At 64.2% G+C, this 17,455-nt stretch carries 16 protein-coding genes; 2 read left to right on the forward strand and 14 right to left on the reverse strand.

Annotation, left to right across the window (positions count from 1 at the left end):
• Positions 1–342 precede the first annotated feature (342 nt).
• Positions 343–2,142 (forward strand): DNA helicase RecQ, encoded by a 1,800-nt coding sequence (gene recQ, locus ACVJNE_RS04040; RefSeq protein WP_499563227.1) that lies wholly within the window; start codon positions 343–345, stop codon positions 2,140–2,142.
• Between the two features lie 95 nt (positions 2,143–2,237).
• Here the strand turns inward: recQ and ACVJNE_RS04045 are convergent, their stop codons facing one another.
• From ACVJNE_RS04045 to ACVJNE_RS04085, 9 genes are all read right to left on the reverse strand, one after another.
• Entirely contained in the window at positions 2,238–3,362 is a 1,125-nt protein-coding gene (locus ACVJNE_RS04045; RefSeq protein ID WP_368803918.1) for a P1 family peptidase, read from the reverse strand.
• Between the two features lie 48 nt (positions 3,363–3,410).
• Positions 3,411–4,787 (reverse strand): amidase, encoded by a 1,377-nt coding sequence (locus ACVJNE_RS04050; RefSeq protein ID WP_499563229.1) that lies wholly within the window; start codon positions 4,785–4,787, stop codon positions 3,411–3,413.
• A gap of 164 nt (positions 4,788–4,951) precedes the next feature.
• On the reverse strand, positions 4,952–5,707 hold the full coding sequence (locus ACVJNE_RS04055; RefSeq protein ID WP_499563231.1) for an SDR family NAD(P)-dependent oxidoreductase: 756 nt from the start codon (positions 5,705–5,707) through the stop codon (positions 4,952–4,954).
• 11 nt (positions 5,708–5,718) lie between these two features.
• On the reverse strand, positions 5,719–6,465 hold the full coding sequence (locus ACVJNE_RS04060) for an SDR family NAD(P)-dependent oxidoreductase (RefSeq protein WP_499563233.1): 747 nt from the start codon (positions 6,463–6,465) through the stop codon (positions 5,719–5,721).
• Positions 6,462–7,283 (reverse strand): polysaccharide deacetylase family protein, encoded by an 822-nt coding sequence (locus tag ACVJNE_RS04065; protein ID WP_499563235.1) that lies wholly within the window; start codon positions 7,281–7,283, stop codon positions 6,462–6,464. The genes ACVJNE_RS04060 and ACVJNE_RS04065 overlap by 4 nt, the downstream gene beginning before the upstream one ends.
• An 11-nt stretch (positions 7,284–7,294) precedes the next feature.
• On the reverse strand, positions 7,295–8,083 hold the full coding sequence (locus tag ACVJNE_RS04070) for an ABC transporter permease (protein ID WP_039710423.1): 789 nt from the start codon (positions 8,081–8,083) through the stop codon (positions 7,295–7,297).
• A complete protein-coding gene (locus ACVJNE_RS04075; RefSeq protein ID WP_499563237.1) occupies positions 8,080–8,931 on the reverse strand; it encodes an ABC transporter permease in 852 nt (283 codons plus the stop codon). The genes ACVJNE_RS04070 and ACVJNE_RS04075 overlap by 4 nt, the downstream gene beginning before the upstream one ends.
• Complete coding sequence (locus ACVJNE_RS04080; RefSeq protein WP_499563239.1) at positions 8,928–9,998, reverse strand: ABC transporter ATP-binding protein; 1,071 nt, start codon at positions 9,996–9,998, stop codon at positions 8,928–8,930. Before ACVJNE_RS04080 ends, ACVJNE_RS04075 begins: the two co-directional genes overlap by 4 nt.
• Positions 9,999–10,119: 121 nt before the next feature.
• Complete coding sequence (locus ACVJNE_RS04085; RefSeq protein ID WP_499563241.1) at positions 10,120–11,148, reverse strand: ABC transporter substrate-binding protein; 1,029 nt, start codon at positions 11,146–11,148, stop codon at positions 10,120–10,122.
• 194 nt (positions 11,149–11,342) lie between these two features.
• Here ACVJNE_RS04085 and ACVJNE_RS04090 point away from each other — a divergent pair, with 194 nt between their 5' ends.
• Positions 11,343–11,858, forward strand: coding sequence for a MarR family winged helix-turn-helix transcriptional regulator (locus ACVJNE_RS04090; protein WP_499563243.1), 516 nt, complete (start codon positions 11,343–11,345; stop codon positions 11,856–11,858).
• 20 nt (positions 11,859–11,878) lie between these two features.
• On the opposite strand, the gene ACVJNE_RS04095 is transcribed toward ACVJNE_RS04090, so the two are convergent.
• The 5 genes from ACVJNE_RS04095 to ACVJNE_RS04115 form a co-directional block, all read right to left on the reverse strand.
• Positions 11,879–12,229: a DUF2200 domain-containing protein gene (locus tag ACVJNE_RS04095; RefSeq protein ID WP_499563245.1), complete on the reverse strand. Its 351-nt coding sequence runs from the start codon at positions 12,227–12,229 to the stop codon at positions 11,879–11,881.
• A gap of 73 nt (positions 12,230–12,302) precedes the next feature.
• Positions 12,303–13,979, reverse strand: a complete 1,677-nt coding sequence (locus ACVJNE_RS04100) for an ABC transporter ATP-binding protein (RefSeq protein WP_499563247.1) — start codon at positions 13,977–13,979, stop codon at positions 12,303–12,305.
• Positions 13,976–14,848, reverse strand: a complete 873-nt coding sequence (locus ACVJNE_RS04105; protein ID WP_499563249.1) for a metallophosphoesterase family protein — start codon at positions 14,846–14,848, stop codon at positions 13,976–13,978. Before ACVJNE_RS04105 ends, ACVJNE_RS04100 begins: the two co-directional genes overlap by 4 nt.
• Before the next feature lie 70 nt (positions 14,849–14,918).
• Positions 14,919–16,472, reverse strand: coding sequence for an ABC transporter substrate-binding protein (locus ACVJNE_RS04110; protein ID WP_444725980.1), 1,554 nt, complete (start codon positions 16,470–16,472; stop codon positions 14,919–14,921).
• Between the two features lie 79 nt (positions 16,473–16,551).
• On the reverse strand, positions 16,552–17,454 hold the full coding sequence (locus tag ACVJNE_RS04115) for an ABC transporter permease (RefSeq protein ID WP_499563251.1): 903 nt from the start codon (positions 17,452–17,454) through the stop codon (positions 16,552–16,554).
• Position 17,455 lies beyond the last annotated feature (1 nt).

Here is a 17,455-nt window from a genome sequence, read left to right on the forward strand (position 1 = left end):
GCAAGCACGTCAGGAACGGGATGCTGTCACCCGTTGAGTTCGAACGGCAGCAGGAAATGTAACCCGAGGGTGTCCACGAAACTCGGGGCTATTCAGGCTGCACGCCAGTCGAGGGTAGGATCACTTGGATACAGGTGTGCCCTGCGATTTCCCTGCAGTGAACCCGGCAAGCCTCGACGGGGAGCCTGCGACAACTTCTATCGGATGCGTGTCGGGCAAATGGCCGGCTTGGAACGAAAATCAGAATGCCTTGTGTCCAACGGTTATGACTCTTCGTCCAGGAATTCATTTCCGATCAAAGCTGCTATGAAGGGCGCTGATTGATTCCCATCCCTGAAGACGATGCCCGCCGACGCCCTCGAAATCCTCAAGACTGTTTACGGTTACGATGCTTTCAGGGGACTGCAGGCGCGTATTGTCGAGCATGTCATAGACGGCGGGAACGCCTTCGTGCTGATGCCGACGGGCGGGGGAAAGTCGCTCTGCTACCAGATCCCCGCGATCGTCCGACCCGGCATGGGCCTCGTCGTTTCGCCGCTGCTGGCGTTGATGGCCGATCAGGTCGCGGCCTTGCGGCAGGCGGGCGTGAGGGCCGCGGCACTCAATTCGGACCTGCCTGCCGACGAACGCAGCGCATTGTGGCGCGACATCCAAGATGGCGCCCTGGACCTGCTTTACGTGGCACCCGAAACGCTGCTGCGTACTGACGTACTGAGGCGGCTCGAACAGGTACACCTGTCGCTGATCGCCATCGACGAGGCGCACTGCCTGTCGCAGTGGGGACACGACTTCCGCCCCTCCTACCGCCAGCTCGACGCGCTTGTCCGGCAGTTCCCCGACACGCCACGCATGGCGCTGACGGCGACCGCCGACGAACCGACGCGCGCCGAAATCCTCTCTCATCTGGACATCGCGGAAGCCGATGCCTTTATCGCGGGCTTCGACCGTCCCAACATCCGCTACGCAATCGAGGAGAAGGACAGTCCGCGCGCGCAACTGAAGGACTTCCTGAAACGCCACGAAGGCGAGAGCGGCATCGTCTACTGCCTGTCGAAGCGCAAGACCGATGAAACCGCAATCTGGCTGCGCGATCAGGGTTACGACGCCCTCTCATATCACGCAGGCATGGACAAGGCGGCGCGCGAGGCCAACCAGACGCGGTTCCAGCATGGCGATGCGGTGATCATGGTCGCTACCATTGCCTTCGGCATGGGCATCGACAAGCCGGATGTGCGTTTCGTCGCCCATCTCGACCTGCCGGGCAGCATCGAGGCCTATTACCAGGAGACGGGCCGCGCCGGGCGCGACGGCCTGCCGGCCGATGCTCTCATGCTTTATGGCTATGAGGACATCGCGCTGCGCAGCCGGTTCATCGAGGACTCGGACGCGCCCGATCCGCGAAAGCGCATGGAGCGTCAGAAGCTGGATGCGCTGCTCGGGCTGGCGGAGACTGCCGGCTGCCGACGGCAGGCGCTTCTGTCATATTTCGGCGACACGGGCGAGCCGTGCGGCAATTGCGACACCTGCGCCGATCCACCAAAGCTTTTCGACGGCACCGTCGCCGCGCAGAAGGCGCTATCCTGCATCTACCGCACAGGCGAACGTTTCGGGCAGGCCTATATCGTCGACGTTCTGCTTGGGGTGGATAACGATCGCATAGCTCAGTTCGGACACGACCGGATTTCCACATTCGGCATCGGCACGGAGCACGATAACCGCACTTGGCGGGCGATCGTGCGCCAGTTGATCGCTCTGCGCCTGGTTGACGTCGATCTCGCCGGCCATGGTGGGCTGTCGATTGCGCAGGCAGGCCGCGACTTCCTGCGGGAAAAATCAGCCCTCATGCTGCGTGTGCCCGCGCCGCCGCGCGCCCGGCGCGGCAAGGTATCGCGCATGACGGCGCAGGCGGCCGTATCCGAGGGCGATCGCGACCTGTTCGAGGCGCTGCGACAGAAGCGTACGGAAATGGCCCGCGCGCAGAACGTACCGCCCTACGTGATCTTCCACGACAAGACCCTGATCGAAATCGCGGCTGCGAAGCCTTCGTCCCGCGCCGAAATGGCGAACGTGCCGGGCGTCGGCGAGGCCAAGCTCGATCGCTACGGTCCGGCTTTCCTGACCGTCATTGCCGAGCACGCGTGAAGGAGCTTCGGCGCTCTTCCACATGAAACTTCCAACACCAGACTGCCTCCGCGCGGATATAGTCCGCACGGAGGCAACAGCGTGCCTTCAAGCAGCTATTCGCCGCTGCAGGCTCCGGGGAAACGCACGCAATAGGTCTCGCCCAGTTCCGGATCGGCATTGAGCACCGCATGGGTGATCGCACGCGCATAGACATCGGCCGCTACTGAAAGAATGTCGCGGAACTGCGATGCCTCGACGAAATTCGACTGCGCGACCGTCGACGGATCGTCGCCCAGCGTCACGGCAAACACGGTGTCGCCGTCGCTCGTCGAGTGTGCGGGACGAATGGCGCGGGCCATACCGTCATTGGCGACGATGGCAAGCCGCTCGGTCTGGCCAGCCGTGAGTGGCGCGCTCGTGGCGACCACCCCGATCGTCGTGTTCTCGCCGGGGCGGATCAGTTCCATGTCCTTCGGCGACGTCGAACAGCCCTGCGGCGGCACCTTGATGTCACCGAACTCGTCGTCGAGCTCGAGCCACAGCGTGTAGAGTTCGCAATTGGCATTGACGTTGTAGACGCGCCCGGCCGGGTTGACGACGACCAGTGCGCCGACGACGGTGCCGTCTGCCATCACGGCGCTGGCAGTGCCGAGGCCGCTTTTCATGCCGGCTGCGCGCGCGCCCGTGCCCGCCCCGACGCTGCCCTGCTCGACAGGCCCGTCCTTGGCGTTGCTGGCGGCAACGTAGCCGTCCTCGCATGGCTTGTCGCCGCGTCCGGGAGGGGCATCGACATCGCTGCGTCCGAGATCGAAGATGATCGCACCCGGCACATGCGCCCGCCCGCCATAGGTCCATCCCTTTTCGTCCAGGAACTTCACCACCCCGCAGGCCGTATCGAGGCCGTAGATGCTGCCCCCGCTCAACGTGAGGCCGTGCATGACGACACGTTGAGCGTCCTGATGCTGAGCTGTCAGAAGCGCGGCCAGGCGCGTGCCCGGAGCACCGCCGCTTGGCGACATGCCCATCAGTGCGCCTTCCGGAAAGAGCAGCGCCGTGGTGCCGGTCTGCGCATCCTTGCGGGTGCTGTGCCCGACGAGAATGCCCGGCACGTCCGTGATGGCGTTATTGGGGCCTGTCTTCAGGTCCACAACCGGAATGGGTGCCTGTGCGTGGGCAAGGCCGGCCGCTAGCATCCCGCCCGCGACGAGCGCCGATTTGAGGGTGATTTTAAACGACATTCTTGTCCTCCTGTGTCGTTGAAACCCGCCGGCGAAGCCTCGCCGAACCTATGTGAACAGAGCTTCGGCCTCCGTCGCCACCTGCAACAGGGCAAGGTCGCGATACCAGGGCGCACAGATATGCAGCCCGAGCGGCAGGCCGGAAGCCGTCTTGCCGCAGGGAATGGTGATGGCCGGATGGCCGGAGAGGTTTTGCGGAAATGTGAATGGATACCACGCGCCGCGTATCGTCCCGCAATTGACGCCGTCGATCTCGATGTCGCCTGTCGGGTCGACGTCGATCGGCAGGGGCGGCGCGGTCAACGTCGGCGACACCAGTATGTCGAAGCGCTCGAACAGCGCCTGAAGCTCGCGAAACAGCCGCGTGCGTGCAGAATTGGCGTTCGAAAGCTCGACGGCGGAATAGCCGTCGCCGAGCGCGATGGTGTCGATCAGGGTTTGGCTCGCCAGAGTTTCGCGCCCCTTGAGCACTGGGCCGGTGCGCGCCGCAAGGCCGACGCGCAGGATGGTCAGGAACACCGGCTCATAGGATTTGAAGTCGACGACCGCTTCGTCGACGAGCGCGCCCGCGTCCTCCAGCTTCTTGACTGCGGCGGCCGTAATCGCGGCGGTCTTCCGATCGACCCGCGCGCCACCCTCCGCGATGTAGCCGACGCGCAGGCCAGAAAGCGACGCGCCGCCCTTATGCAGCAGCTTGTTCGCCTGCCCGTAGGTGTCGTGAAAATCCGGCCCGCAAATCGCGCTGAACATCAACGCAACATCGGCAACCGTGCGCGCCATCGGCCCGACATAGGAGTTGGCACCGAACAGGTCCGGCAATTGCAGGTGGGGGATCGTGCCAAGCGACGGCTTGAAGCCGACGACGCCGCAGCAGGCCGCCGGAATGCGGCTTGATCCCCCGCCGTCGGTGCCAAGCGACAGCGGCCCCATGCCCGTGGCGACTGCGACGGCCGACCCGGAACTCGACGCGCCGGGCGTCACTTTCGGGTCGATCGGATTGAGCGTGCGGCCGAACAGCGGAGAGGTCGCCGCCTGCAGATGGCCGAATTCCGGCGTGGTCGTCTTGCCGACGAGGATCGCGCCCGCAGCCTTCGAGCGCGCGACGGAAACGGCATCGGTGGTTGGTACGTTGTCCTCGAACAGCCGCGAGCCCATCGTCGTGCGCACGCCGGCGGTGTTGAGCAGGTCCTTGACCGAATAGGGCACACCGTGCAGCGGCGGCAGCTCGCCACCCGTCATGACCTTGTCCTCCGCCAGCCGGGCCTGCGCCCGCGCTTCCTCATGCGTCACCGTGATGAACGCATTCAGATCGCTGCGGTCGTCGATGCGCTGGAGCACGGCGTCGACCAGCTCCACCGGCGAAACCTCCTTTGCCCGCACGGCGGAGGCCATCTGCGTGGCGGTGAGGTCGGCGAGGTGAGACATAGGCGTTCTCCGATAATCGATCGTTTCGGGTGTGGTGCGTCCTTCGAGGCTCGCTGCGCTCCCACCTCAGGATGAGGGAGGTTGGCGCTCTCTTCCCTCATCCTGAGGTGCGACCCTGAGCTTGTCGAAGGGGAGCCTCGAAGGACGCACAATCTCTCCCGCCATCAGATCATCCAGCGTCCGCCATCGATCAGCAGGCTCTGACCCGTGATGAACCGCGCTTCGTCACTGGCGAGAAACGCAACAGCGGCGGCAACATCCTCCGGCTCGCCGACGATGCCGGCGGGCGTATTGGCCTTGATGCGGTCGATGACATCTTTCGGCATGCTGTCATGCGCGCGGGTGCGGATCGCGCCGGGCGCAACCGCATTGACCGTGACGCCGAACGGCGCCAGCTCGCGCGCCAGCGAGCGGGTGAAACCGATCAGCCCCATCTTGGCAGAGGCGTAATCGACCAGTCCCGCATCACCGACAAAGGCCGCGTCGCTGGACATGTTGACGATGCGCCCGCCGCGTTCGCGCATGGCCGGCGCAACGAGGCGCGACATGCGCATGGCGCTGAACAGCGAGATTTCGAGCACGAAGCGCCAGACCTCTTCGCTGGATTCGTGAAAGTGCGCGCTGCGCGCCCGCCCGCTCTGGCCGACATTGTTGACGAGCACGTCTATCGGACCGAGCTCGCCGGTCACCTGCGCGTGAAACGCTTCAAGCGTCCCGAGATCGGTGCAGTCACCCTCGATTGCAAACAGCCGCGCGGCCATGTCGTCGGCAAGCTGTGCCTTGAGTGGACCGGCATCGAGATCGAGCACGGCGACCTTCGCGCCTTCGGCAAGCAGCCGCTCGGCAATCCCTGCGCCAATGCCGCCGCCACCGCCGGTCACGATGGCGACCTTGTCGGTGAAGCGGGCAGGCGTCTGCATATCGGTTTTCCTCAGTGAAACGTTCGGCCGCCGTCGACTGCGAGCGCTATACCGGTGACGTAGGAAGCTTCGGCACTCGACAGGAAGGCTATGCCAGCGGCGATTTCGTCTGGATCGGCGATGCGGGCCAGTGCATATCGGGCGCGCACGGCATCGAGCTGCGCGTCTCCCGTCTCGCCTTCTGCGATCGATGAACGGAACAGCGGCGTCTCGACCGCACCCGGACACACGACGTTGACGCGGATACCGGCCTCGGCCAGCTCCATCGCCAGCGACTTGGAAAACATCTGCAATCCCGCCTTGGAGGCCGAATAGGCGCTGCGGAACTTCAACGGTTGCAGCCCGGCGCCGGAGGAGACGTTGACGATGGTGCCGCCACCCGCCGCTTTGAGAAACGGCAAAGCGGCCCTGCAGACTTTCATCGGCCCGGTGAGGTTCACGGCGATCAGCCGCTCCCATGCCGCGTCGGTCATGTCTTCGAGGCTGGACTGGAGGTCGACACCGGCCGAGTTCACGATGCCATCGAGCCCGCCCAGCGTTGCCGCCACCTCGGCTATTGCCATCTCGACCGAAGCCGTATCGGTCACGTCGGCGTTGAGCGCTACAAATCCAGGCTCCAGTTCCGCGAGCGCAGCCTCATCCATGTCGAGACACGCGACCCGCGCGCCGCCGGCAAGGAAGCGCAAGGCGGTGGCCTTGCCGATGCCTTTGGCCCCACCGGTGACGAGCATGCGGCGTCCAGTGAAGTCGGCTGTCATGCTGCCGCTCCGGTGAGACGTGGCCGCATGTCCTCGACCATCTCGTCGCAGCGCCCCATCCAGACGTCACCATGCTCGAGCGCGTGCTTGATGAGCCCCTCGAGAACGCCGATGCGCGACGGCTGGCCGATCATCTCGGGATGCATGCCGACCATCATCATGCGCTTCTCGGCATAAAGCACGTCGAACTCGGCCTTCCATGCTTCCAGAACCGCCGACGGCGCCTGCATCGTGCGGCCCGGCAGAACGATCGAATACTGGAAGAACGGCGCGTCATCGAGCACCCACCGGAAAGGCAGCTCGACGAGCTTCGTCTGCTTGCCATCGACCGAATGGATGTAGGGTGAGTCGTCGTCGAAGAAGTTGGACGAATAATCGAAGCCGTAGTCCAGCATGAGCTGCATGGAGATGTCGCTGAGTTCGGCAGCGGGCGACCGCCAGCCGCGCGGGGCGCGGCCCGAAACGCGCTTGATCGTCTCGAACCCCTTCTCCATCTCCTCACGCTCCTGTTCGTGCGTGAGGTTGAGAATCCATGAATGGGTGTAGCTGTGATGCGCCAGTTCGTGCCCCGCCTCGAGGATCCGCTCAACCAGTTCGGGACGCTGGTCGATGATGATCCCGGGAATAAAGAAGGTCGTCTTGAGGCCGTAGCGGGCCAGAAGATTGAGCACGCGATCGGTGCCGACCTTCCAGCCATAAGCGCCCTGCGACATCAGTATCGGACGCTTGGCGTAGTCGGGATCGCGCGCCGTCCACATCGTCTCGGCATCGAGATCGAAGGTCAGGAAGAGAGGAAATCCGTTGCTGGTAAGATGCATGTAGGTGTCCGTCAGACGAAGCGGTGGAAGCCGGTCCAGCGCTCGGCGGCAAGCAGCACGATCGCCGTTGCGATGATGAGGAGCGTGGACACTGCGGCCACGCTCGGGTTCACGCCCATCTCCACCGAGGTGAAGATGAGGATGGGCAAGGTGGTATCGCGCGGACCGGCCAGGAAGATCGTCACCGGGACGTTCTCCATCGACGTGACGAAGGAGAACAGCGCGCCGGCGACCAGGCCGGGTTTGATAAGCGGCAGCGTCACCAGCCGGAACGTCGTGAAGCCGTTGGCGCCCAGCACGCGCGCTGCCTCTTCCACCGCAAGGTCGATGCCCGACAGGCTCGCAAGCGCCGACCGCACGATATAAGGCACGGTGATGACGACATGCGCGATCAGCAGCACCCAGAAGCTGCCGCGCATGCCGACAAGCGTGAAATATTGCAGAAGCGCGACGCCGATCACCACCGACGGGATGATGAGCGGCGCCATCAGCAGCGACGTCAGGGCTTCCGAGCCCGGCACCAGCTTGCGGAAGATTGCGTAGGACGCAGCCACCCCGAGGACCAGCGAGATGGTCGTGGAGCCCACCGCCAGGATCAGGCTGTTCTTGATGGCGTCGATATAGGTGCGATCGGTCAGCACCGCCTCGAACCATTTCAGCGTCCAGCCCTGCGGCGGGATCGTCAGATAGGACGTCTCGCTGAACGAGGCCAGCATCACGACGATAACCGGGATCTGCAGGAACAGGACGACCAGCAGCGCCACGGAGGAAATGGTCAGTCCGGGCCGTTGCTCGTTCATGCCAGCCCCGCCCAGCGTTTGGTCATCCGGCTGGAAATCCAGATGATGAATATGGTGGCGATCGCCAGCGCGAAGGAGAGCGCCGAACCGCTCGGCCAGTCGAGCAGCAGCATGAAATCGTCATAGATCAGCGTCGCCATGACCTGATAGGTCGGCCCACCCAGCATGCGCGGCGTCACCAGCGCGCTGATCGTCAGCACGAAGACGAGGATCGAGCCCGAGATGATGCCCGGCGCCGTCAGCGGCAACGTCACCGCGCGGAAGATGTGGAACCGGCTGGATCCCAGCGTCGCGGCCGCGGATTCGACGTCTCGCGGCACGTTCTGCAAAGCGGCGACGAGCATCAGCACCATGAACGGCAGGTAGATGTGGGTAAGGCCGATCATCAGCCCGGTCATGTTGAACATCAGCCGCAGCGGACGTTCGATCAGCCCGATGTCGATCAGCAGGTTGTTGACGACGCCGCGATTGGTCAGCAGCACGATCCAGCCGAAGGAACGCACGACGAGATTGAGCATCAGCGGAAAGATCACCAGCAGCGTCAGCGGCAATCGCCAGCGTGGATTGCCGCGCACGATCAGGTAGGCGACGGGATAGCCAAGCAGGAGGCAGGACAGCGTGACCGCGATCCCCAGTCCGATCGTGCGCAGGACGACCTCGCGATAGAACTCGTCGGCGCCGATGCGCACGAAGTTCTGCAGCGTCCAAACGTCGGTCGCGATGCCCTCGCCGGGCCGGTATTCCTGAAAGCTGGTCGGCACCAGCAGCAGCAACGGCACGACGAAGGCCGCCAGCAGCACGAACAGCAGCGGTGACAGCAGCAGCGCTCCGGTTCGCAGCGATTTCATGCGCCGGTCCCGCTGCGAAGAATGATCGTGTCCTGCGGCCGGATAGTCAGAAAGACTTCCCTGCCCTGCTCGAGATTGGCACCCTCGCCGGACGAAGCCACTTCGACCACGACTTCAAAGCGATTGCCGAGCCGGACGACGTACTGCACCTGCGCGCCGGAGAAGGAGCGCAGGACGATGGTGCCGGGAAGGTCCCCCCCCTCCCCGTTCGGCGAAGCGGAAAGCGTCACCGCTTCCTGTCGGATGAAGACGTCGACCGGCGTCCCGTCGTCAAGCGAGGCGGCGCTGCTCGATTGCAGCACAAGCCCGTCGCCGAGATCGACTGCGCCGTCCTTCACCGTGCCGGCAAGGCGGTTCGGCTTCCCGATGAAGCTCGCCACGAAGGCGGTCGCCGGCCGGTGGTAGATTTCCTCCGGCGTATCGAACTGCTGGATGATCCCGTCGTTCATGACGCAGACACGGTCCGACAGCGACAGCGCCTCGGCCTGATCGTGCGTAACGAATAGCGTGGTGATGTTGAGGTCGCGCTGGAGCCGCTTCAACTCGATCTGCATCTCGTCACGCAGCTTGGCGTCGAGATTGGAGAGCGGTTCGTCGAAAAGCAGCACGCTCGGTCGCGGCGCGATGGCGCGCGCCATGGCCACACGCTGCTGCTGGCCGCCGGACAACTGGCGGGGATAGCGATCGCCATAGCCTTCGAGACGCACGAGCGCGAGCGCTTCCCGCACCCTTTCATCGAGTGCGGCCCCGCCTTCGCCCTTTCGGCGCAGGCCGAACGCCACGTTCTCGAAAACGGTCATGTGCGGGAAAAGCGCATAGGACTGGAACACCAGCCCTACATTGCGCTTGTTGGGAGGCAGGCGCGTGATGTCGCGACCGCCGACGGTAATCGCGCCATCGCTTGGCTCGATGAGCCCGGCAACCATGCGAAGGATGGTCGTCTTTCCGCAGCCGGACGGCCCCAGCAGCGAGACGAACTCACCTTCCGCGATTTCCAGCGACACGTCCTTGACCACGGCAACCTTGCCGTAGCGCTTCGCCAGATGCCGCAGGGAAACGTTGCTCATTTGACCTCACAGATAGCCCGGACGAACGCCGACCGTAAAAGCCTGGCGCCATCAGGCGATGCGATGACCCGTCGGCCGGCGACGCGATGCCGCCGGCTGGGAGTTGGTTCGGACGGTACGCCTAGCGCAGAACCTCGCGCTGCCAGCGACGGGTCCACTCAGGCAAACGCTTGGCCATGTCGTTGGGATCGAGGAACAGCATCTTGTCCAGCGCCTCGCCCGTCGGAACGATCGCCGACACCTCGTCCGACAGGGTCACGTTCTTGTTGACCGAACCGATGAACTGGACCTCCGAAAAGCACTTCTGGTTGTCGGCGTCCAGAACGGTGTCGATGAACTTGAGTGCCAGTTCTTCCTGTCCGGTCCCCTTGGGGATCGAGATGGTCGGACGGATGCCGACGGCACCCTCGGCCGGATAGGCCGCGGCGAGCGGCAGGCCGTTCTTGGCTGCGACACCCGCGCGGTCGGGATACCAGACGGCAATGTCGATCTCGCCGCGCTCGAACAGAGCGACGACCTGGTCGGCCTGCGAGTACAGCAGCACGGAAGATTTCGCCAGCGGCTTCACCTTCTCGATGCCGGGCGTGATGTCGTCCAGCGTGCCGCCTTCCATCTGATTAAGCGCGGCAAGGAACTGCCAGCCGGTCGTACCGGAAATGTCGCCGATGGTAACGCGCCCCTCGTATTTGGGGTCGAACAGGTCGTTCCATGAGGTCGGCGGCGTGGTCACCGTATCCTTGTTGTAGATGATGGTGGTCGCGCCGAGCATGGCGGCAACATAGGCATCGTCGGCGCCCCAGGCACCGTCGATGATTTCCGGCGCATTGCTCAGCTTCGAGCGGTCGAGCTGCACCAGAAGGCCTTCATTGGCCATCTGCACCGCAAAGGCGTCGTCGGCGAAGACGACATCCATGTCGGACTGTCCCGCGGTGGCACGCACGGCTGCCGCGTGCTGTGAAGAGCTGCCGAGCTTGAGGATCACGTCCGTCCCGGTAGCGGCCTTGAAGGGCTCGATGTAGCAGGCCGTGACGTTGTCGGCGAACGAGCCGCCGAACGAGCCGAGCACGAGTTCGTCGGCTGCGGCAACGCCGGGCGCGGACGCAAGGGCGAGACTGGCCGTTGCGGCTGCAAGCAAGGATTTCTTGATCATGTGATGGCTCCCATTGTGACGCGGTTTAGGCCTCTTCCCTTTCCGCATCGTTCGAGAAGCGTAACATCGCAGATATTATCTTTCAAGAAAGATATATTGAAGGTAAATTATCTTTTGCCAAGGCTGGCTGGCCTGCGGTAGCGATTCCGCAGAGCATGGAACTCCACAGCCAAGCGCCTCGAGGAGGACGGTATTTGAACACGGCCGAGATACGATACTGGGAGCTCGACCGGGTCGGTCGCGGCATGGAAAGCTGGAAGCGGGAACGGCCCGACATCGACTGCAGCGGCAAGGCCGTGGTCGGACGGATTCTCCACCTGCACGATATCATTCTTCGGGCAGTGGACCGGGCGTTGGCGCAGCACGGGCTGAAATATCCCACCTATGCGGTGCTGGCGACGATCCGGGTTTCGGGCCATCCCTATCGCATGTCACCGGGCGAGCTGCTGTCCACTTTGCTCCTGTCCTCCGGCGGCCTGTCGAACCTGCTGCGTCGCATGGAGAAGGATGGCCTGATCCGGCGCATGGCGGACAAGCGCGACGGGCGCGGAGTCATCGTGGAACTGACCGAAGCGGGCATTGCCGCCGCCGATGCCAGCATGGCCGATCATGCAGCCGTGGAGCGCGAACTCTGCGCCTGCCTGCCGTCCGAACTGCATGAAACGATCGCGCGAGGGCTGGGCACCATGATCGCGGTCGCCGAGCGCTAGTTACGGGTCCCATTAGGCAATCACTCGCGGAAAATCTTCTCCATCGATTTCCCCTTGGCCAGCTCGTCGATCAGCTTGTCCATGTAGCGGATCTCCTGCATCAGAGGCTCTTCGACATCCTCGACGCGTACACCGCAAACGACGCCCTTGATCGATCTTCGCGACGGGTTCGGCCGGGGCGCATCGGCGAAGAAGGCTTCGAAGTCCGTTTGCCTTTCGAGCTGGGATTCCAGCCCTTCCTGGGTGTAGCCGGTCAGCCAGCGGATGACCTCGTCGACTTCCGCTTTCGTGCGCCCCTTCTTCTCGGCCTTGGCGACATAGTGCGGATATACGCTGGCGAAACTCATCGTGTAGATTCGCGGTTTCGTCATCGTGCGGCCTCCATCCGGTATCAGCGCCCCGCACATACTAGCTCAGCCCGATGATCAATTGCAGGCTAGGCCGTTATGCGCTCAACGGCTCCACCTCGGGCCATGCAGATGCGTTTGCAGCGTATTGCCCTGAGAGCCGTTCCTCCGTGGCGATTGCAGGCAGACGCGGGACGGCGGAAAGCAGTCGGCGCGTATAGGGGTCCCGCGGCGCGCGCAGAACATCGTCCGTTCGGCCCGTTTCGACGATCCGCCCGGCGTGCATCACGGCAATGCGATGGCTGACGCGTTCGACCACGGCTATGTCGTGACTTATGAACAGGAACGAGAGCCCTTCGCGCTGCTGCAGGTCAAGCATCAGGTCCGTCACCTGCCGCGCGATCGAAACGTCGAGCGCGGACACGGCTTCATCGGCGATGATCAGTTTCGGCCGCACCGAAAGGGCACGTGCGATCGCCAGTCTCTGGCGCTGCCCTCCGGAAAACTGGTGCGGAAAGCGGTCGACGCAGTCGGCTTCCAACCCCACCCTTTCGACGAGGCTGACGGCAAGGTCGCGAACGTCACGAGCAGAAACGAGGCCGTGGATACGCGCCGGCTCGGTAACCGCCTCGCGCACCGCCATGCGGGGATTGAGCGACGCATAAGGGTCCTGGAACACCATTTGCGCGTCGCGTCGCGCCTTCATGAGCCGGTCGCCTGAAAGTGCCGTCCAGTCGCGGCCTCCGATCTCGACGCTTCCCCGATCCGGCTCCACCAGTCGGAGAATTGAGCGCGCCAGGGTCGACTTGCCGCATCCCGATTCACCCACCAGACCCAGCGTTTCGCCCCTGCCGATGGACAGCGAAACGCTGTCGACGATCGTGCGGCGCGATGCCTTCGACGCAAACCCGCCAACTCCGAAGCTGGTGGTCAGGTTCTCGACCCGCAGCACGGTTTCGCCTTCAGCGGGGGCTTCTGGACCACCCGCTCCGAGCCTCGGCGTTGCCGCCAGCAATGCCTTGGAATAGTCAGCGAAAGGCCTGCTGAAGAAACGCTCGACGGAAGCCTTCTCCACCAATGCGCCCTTGCGCATCACGACGATCCGGTCTGCGATCTCGCCCACCACGCCCATGTCGTGCGTGATGAAGAGCACGGCCATGCCGGTTTCCGCCTGCAGCGAACGGATGAGCTGGAGAATTTCGGCCTGCGTGGTCACGTCGAGCGCCGTGGTCGGCTCGTCGGCGATCAGCAGTTGCGGTCGGCAGGCCAGCGCCATCGCGATCATCACCCGCTGCCGCAGGCCGCCCGAAAGCTCGTGCGGAAACTGACCAAGCCGCCGCTTCGGCTCCGGTATGCGCACGCGCTCGAAGGCCTGCTCTGCCTCTTCCAGCGCATGTGCCCGCGACAGGCCGCGATGGCGCATGATGGCCTCCGCAACCTGTCCCCCCACCCGCATCACCGGATTGAGCGAGGTCATGGGCTCCTGGAAGACCATGGCGATGCGGTTGCCGCGCACCCGCCGCATCTGCGCATCGCTGGCCCGTGCCAGATCGGACGGTGCGTCGGCGCCAAACAATATGCTCCCGCCGGCGATGCGGCCTCCCTCACGTTCGATCAACCGCATGATCGCCAGCGCCGTGGCCGACTTGCCGGAACCCGACTCCCCGACGATGGCGACAGTCTCGCCCGCCTCGACCTCGACGCTGAGGCACTCGACGGCCATATGCGAGCCGAAAGCGATGGAAAGGTCACGGACCGACAGGAGCACGCTCATGCCGTCTCGCCCTCCATGCGCGCAGCCACTTCGGCGATCTTATGGAACGGCGGCACCGGTGGGGTCCACCGCGTCGCGGCCGGTCGGAAGGAGAAGTTCACCGGGTCGCGCCCCTCGACACGCCAGGTAACGGTATCGCCGAGCTCAATGAGACCCATCGCGCCTGCAGGCTCGCCATCGGTGGTGAAGCTCTCGGTCAGCGACTGCTGCGTGAGGTGCACTGTGCCGTCGACCGGTGTGATCGTGTTCCAGTGTACGTGGCCCGAGACGCACACGACGGGATGGCGCGCCTGCGCGATCATGGCGCGCGCCCGGTCGGCCTGCGGATAGGTCGAGACGGCCGGATTGTTCTCGAAATAGTAATTGCCGACCTGCGAGTGACCAGAGACGGGCACGTGGCTGGCGATCAGCATGGGACGGTCGGCATTGCGCACCGTGCGGGACAGCCACAGAAGATCGGCCTCCGGCAGATGGAAGGAGCCATGGTTACCACCCCGGCGGATGAGCGTGTCCGCGCGCCACAGAACGATGCGCCAGCCACCGATGTCGATCGTATGGTGGCCGAGCGCCTGTCCCAGGATGCGTTCATTGTCCTCGACGGCGAGGTGGTCGCGGTCGTGGTTGCCGTTGATGTGGCAGATGGGCGCCTCAAGCGCGCGGAACGCTTCGGCGACTTCCGCCTCGAGTTCAAGATCGCGGTCTCGCGCAACGTCAGAAATGCGGTCGCCGAGATCGATGACGAGTTCCGGGCGGGCATCGTTGGAAAACCGGGCGAAGTCGGTCATCAGGTCGAGCGCGCAGTCGCCGCGCTTGGTGAGCGATGGGGCGCCGTGATGAATGTCGGCGACGAGCGCGATGCGCACGGACATGGTTCAGCTCCTGGGAAAAGTGATTGAGGTCCGGCGGGCGCATGGCACCCGCCGGAAGAGAGTTTCACGATCAGTTGCTGGCGAACTCGATCGAACCGGCGCGGAAGTCGAGCACATAGGGAATGTGCCCCGGCTTTGGTGCCCATTCGAGGTCCGTGCGCATGGCCCAGCTCTCATAGGGGCGGTAGAGCGGCAGGAACGGCGCGTCGACCTTGATGCGCTCCATCAGCTCGGCATAGGCCTGCTTGCGCGCCTCGATGTCGGTCGAGAAGCGGAACCGCTCCCAGATTTCGGCATACTCGGCATCGGTGTTGAAACGCCCTTCCGATTCCGAGGGACCGTTGGGTGCCCACATCACGCCGAACGATCCGAACGGATCGGCGAAGTACATCGGGTTCGACCAGGAACGCACCATCATGGCCGGCGAGCCGCCGGTCCATTCCTCGATCACGTTGACCCGGCCTTTGACGCCGACATTGGCCCACATCTCCATGATCGCCTGGGCGGCAAGGAGGCCGTTCGTATAGTAGGTTGACTGGCTGTCGTAGACGATTTCCTCGCCATTGTAGCCGGCTTCGGCGAGCAGCTCCTTCGCCCGCTCGGGATTGTACTCGAAGGTCTCCAGTTCCGGCATGTAGAGTTCGCCGAACTCTTCCATCGTGTGCGAGGCAGGCACGACGGCCTTACCCAGCCACAACGCCTCGTTGAGCGCGTCGCGATCGATCGCCATGCTCAACGCCTGGCGAATGCGGGCATCCTTCATGACCTCATGGTTCTGGTTCATGATCATGACGTGGAAGAGCGCGGTCGCGGAGCCAACGGCCTTCATGGTCGGCTCGGCTTCGATGAGCGAAAGCTGGTCGGGCGCGATGTTGGTCGCCAGGTCGATCTCGCCGGTGCGCAGCGCGGTGATCCGCGAGGCGGTTTCGGGAATACGGCGAACGGTTGCGCGTTCGAGCGGGGCCGCCTCGCCCCAGAACTCGCCGAAACGCTCGTAAACGATGCGCTCGTTGGGGACGAACTCGGCAATCTTGTAAGGACCGGTGCCGACCGGCGCGAGCGAGAAGGCCTCGAAATCGCTGTCTTCGGCGACATCCGGATCACCCGTCAGCGCCATCGTATAGGCGGCCGGAATGATCATGCCCTGCTGCAGGTTGATCAGCGTCTCCCACAGCGGCTCCTCGCGCTTGGCGTGGATGCGGATCGTGTAATCGTCGACCTTTTCGGCGCGGTCGAAGTTGCCGAGACGGTCGCGGGCGCGGACCTGATAGGGTGGGAACGTCGCCTGATACATGCGGTTGAGCGAGAAGACGACATCGTCGGCCGTCATCGGGTCGCCATTGTGGAAGAGGACGTCCTCGCGCAGCTTGAGCTCCATGACGGTCGGCTCGAGGAGCGTCCATTCGGTGGCAAGCGCGGGGCGCCACTCGACTTCGCGCTTGTTGTAGTCGCGGTCGATCAGCACGTCGAAGGCGTTGTAGTAGAACTGCGAGCCGACATTGGAGTGGTCGCGGCCCGGATCGAGATAGGGCGCGACATTTGCGGCGCCAACCGTGATTTCCTGGGCGAGTGCAGGCGTGGCGACGAGCATTGCGAGCGCCGTGGTCTGGAGAAGTCGTTTCATGGCTTTGAAGCCTCCGTAAGGGTGTTGAGCCAGGTGTCTTGCGGACCGGCGATCCCGGCCTCTCTTTATGAATTTCAGGTCAGCGCGCCCTCAGTCGCACGTCGGCGCGGTCGCGCAGCCAGTCGCCGAGGATCTGCACGGCAAAGGTGACGAGCAGGATCGCGAGCGCCGGCACGATCACCACCCACGGCGCCGTCGGCATGTAGTCGCGCCCGAAGCCGACCATCGAGCCGAGGGTCGCCGTTGGCGGCTGCACCCCGAGACCGAGGAACGAGAGCGTGGATTCCAGAAGCACGATGTTGGAGAAGGAGAGCGTGAACTGGACGACTAGCGGCGAGACCACGTTCGGCAGGACATGCCGGGTGGCGATCCGGAAGTTCGATGCCCCGGCCGCCCGCGCGGCCTCGACGAACGGCATCGCCTTCAGCTTCTTCACCTCGCCGCGCACGATCCGGGCATATTGTTCCCAGCCATACACACCCAGCACGCACACCATGACGGTCAGGCTGGAACCGAAGATGGCGAGGAAGAGCAGCGCAATCAGCGTGAACGGGATGGCGATCTGCGCATCGACGGCGCCCATGACGATGTTTTCGAACAGTCCCCCGCGAAGACCGGACAGAAGGCCGAGCAGCCCGCCGATCAGCAGACCGATGATCGATCCCAGCAGCGCCAGCAACAGCGTCAGCCGCAGGCCGTAGAGCGTCCGCGAAAGGATGTCCCGTCCAAGCTCGTCGGTGCCGAGAAGGAAGCCGTCCCGATACCGCTCGAAACCGATCGGCGGCGACAGCCGTGACAGGAGGCTCTGGTCAAGCGGTCCGTGCGGCGCGATCAGCGGGGCCGCGATCGCCGCCGCCAGCAGCGCGAACGCGGTGACGATCGCTACGCGCTGAACGGCATCGGCGGACTGCCAGAGCGAGAGCGCACTTGCGGCCAGCGAGGGCTTGTCGTCGAGACCGGAACGCAACGAAATGTCGGCCATG

This window comes from Mesorhizobium sp. DxT (assembly GCF_058448885.1).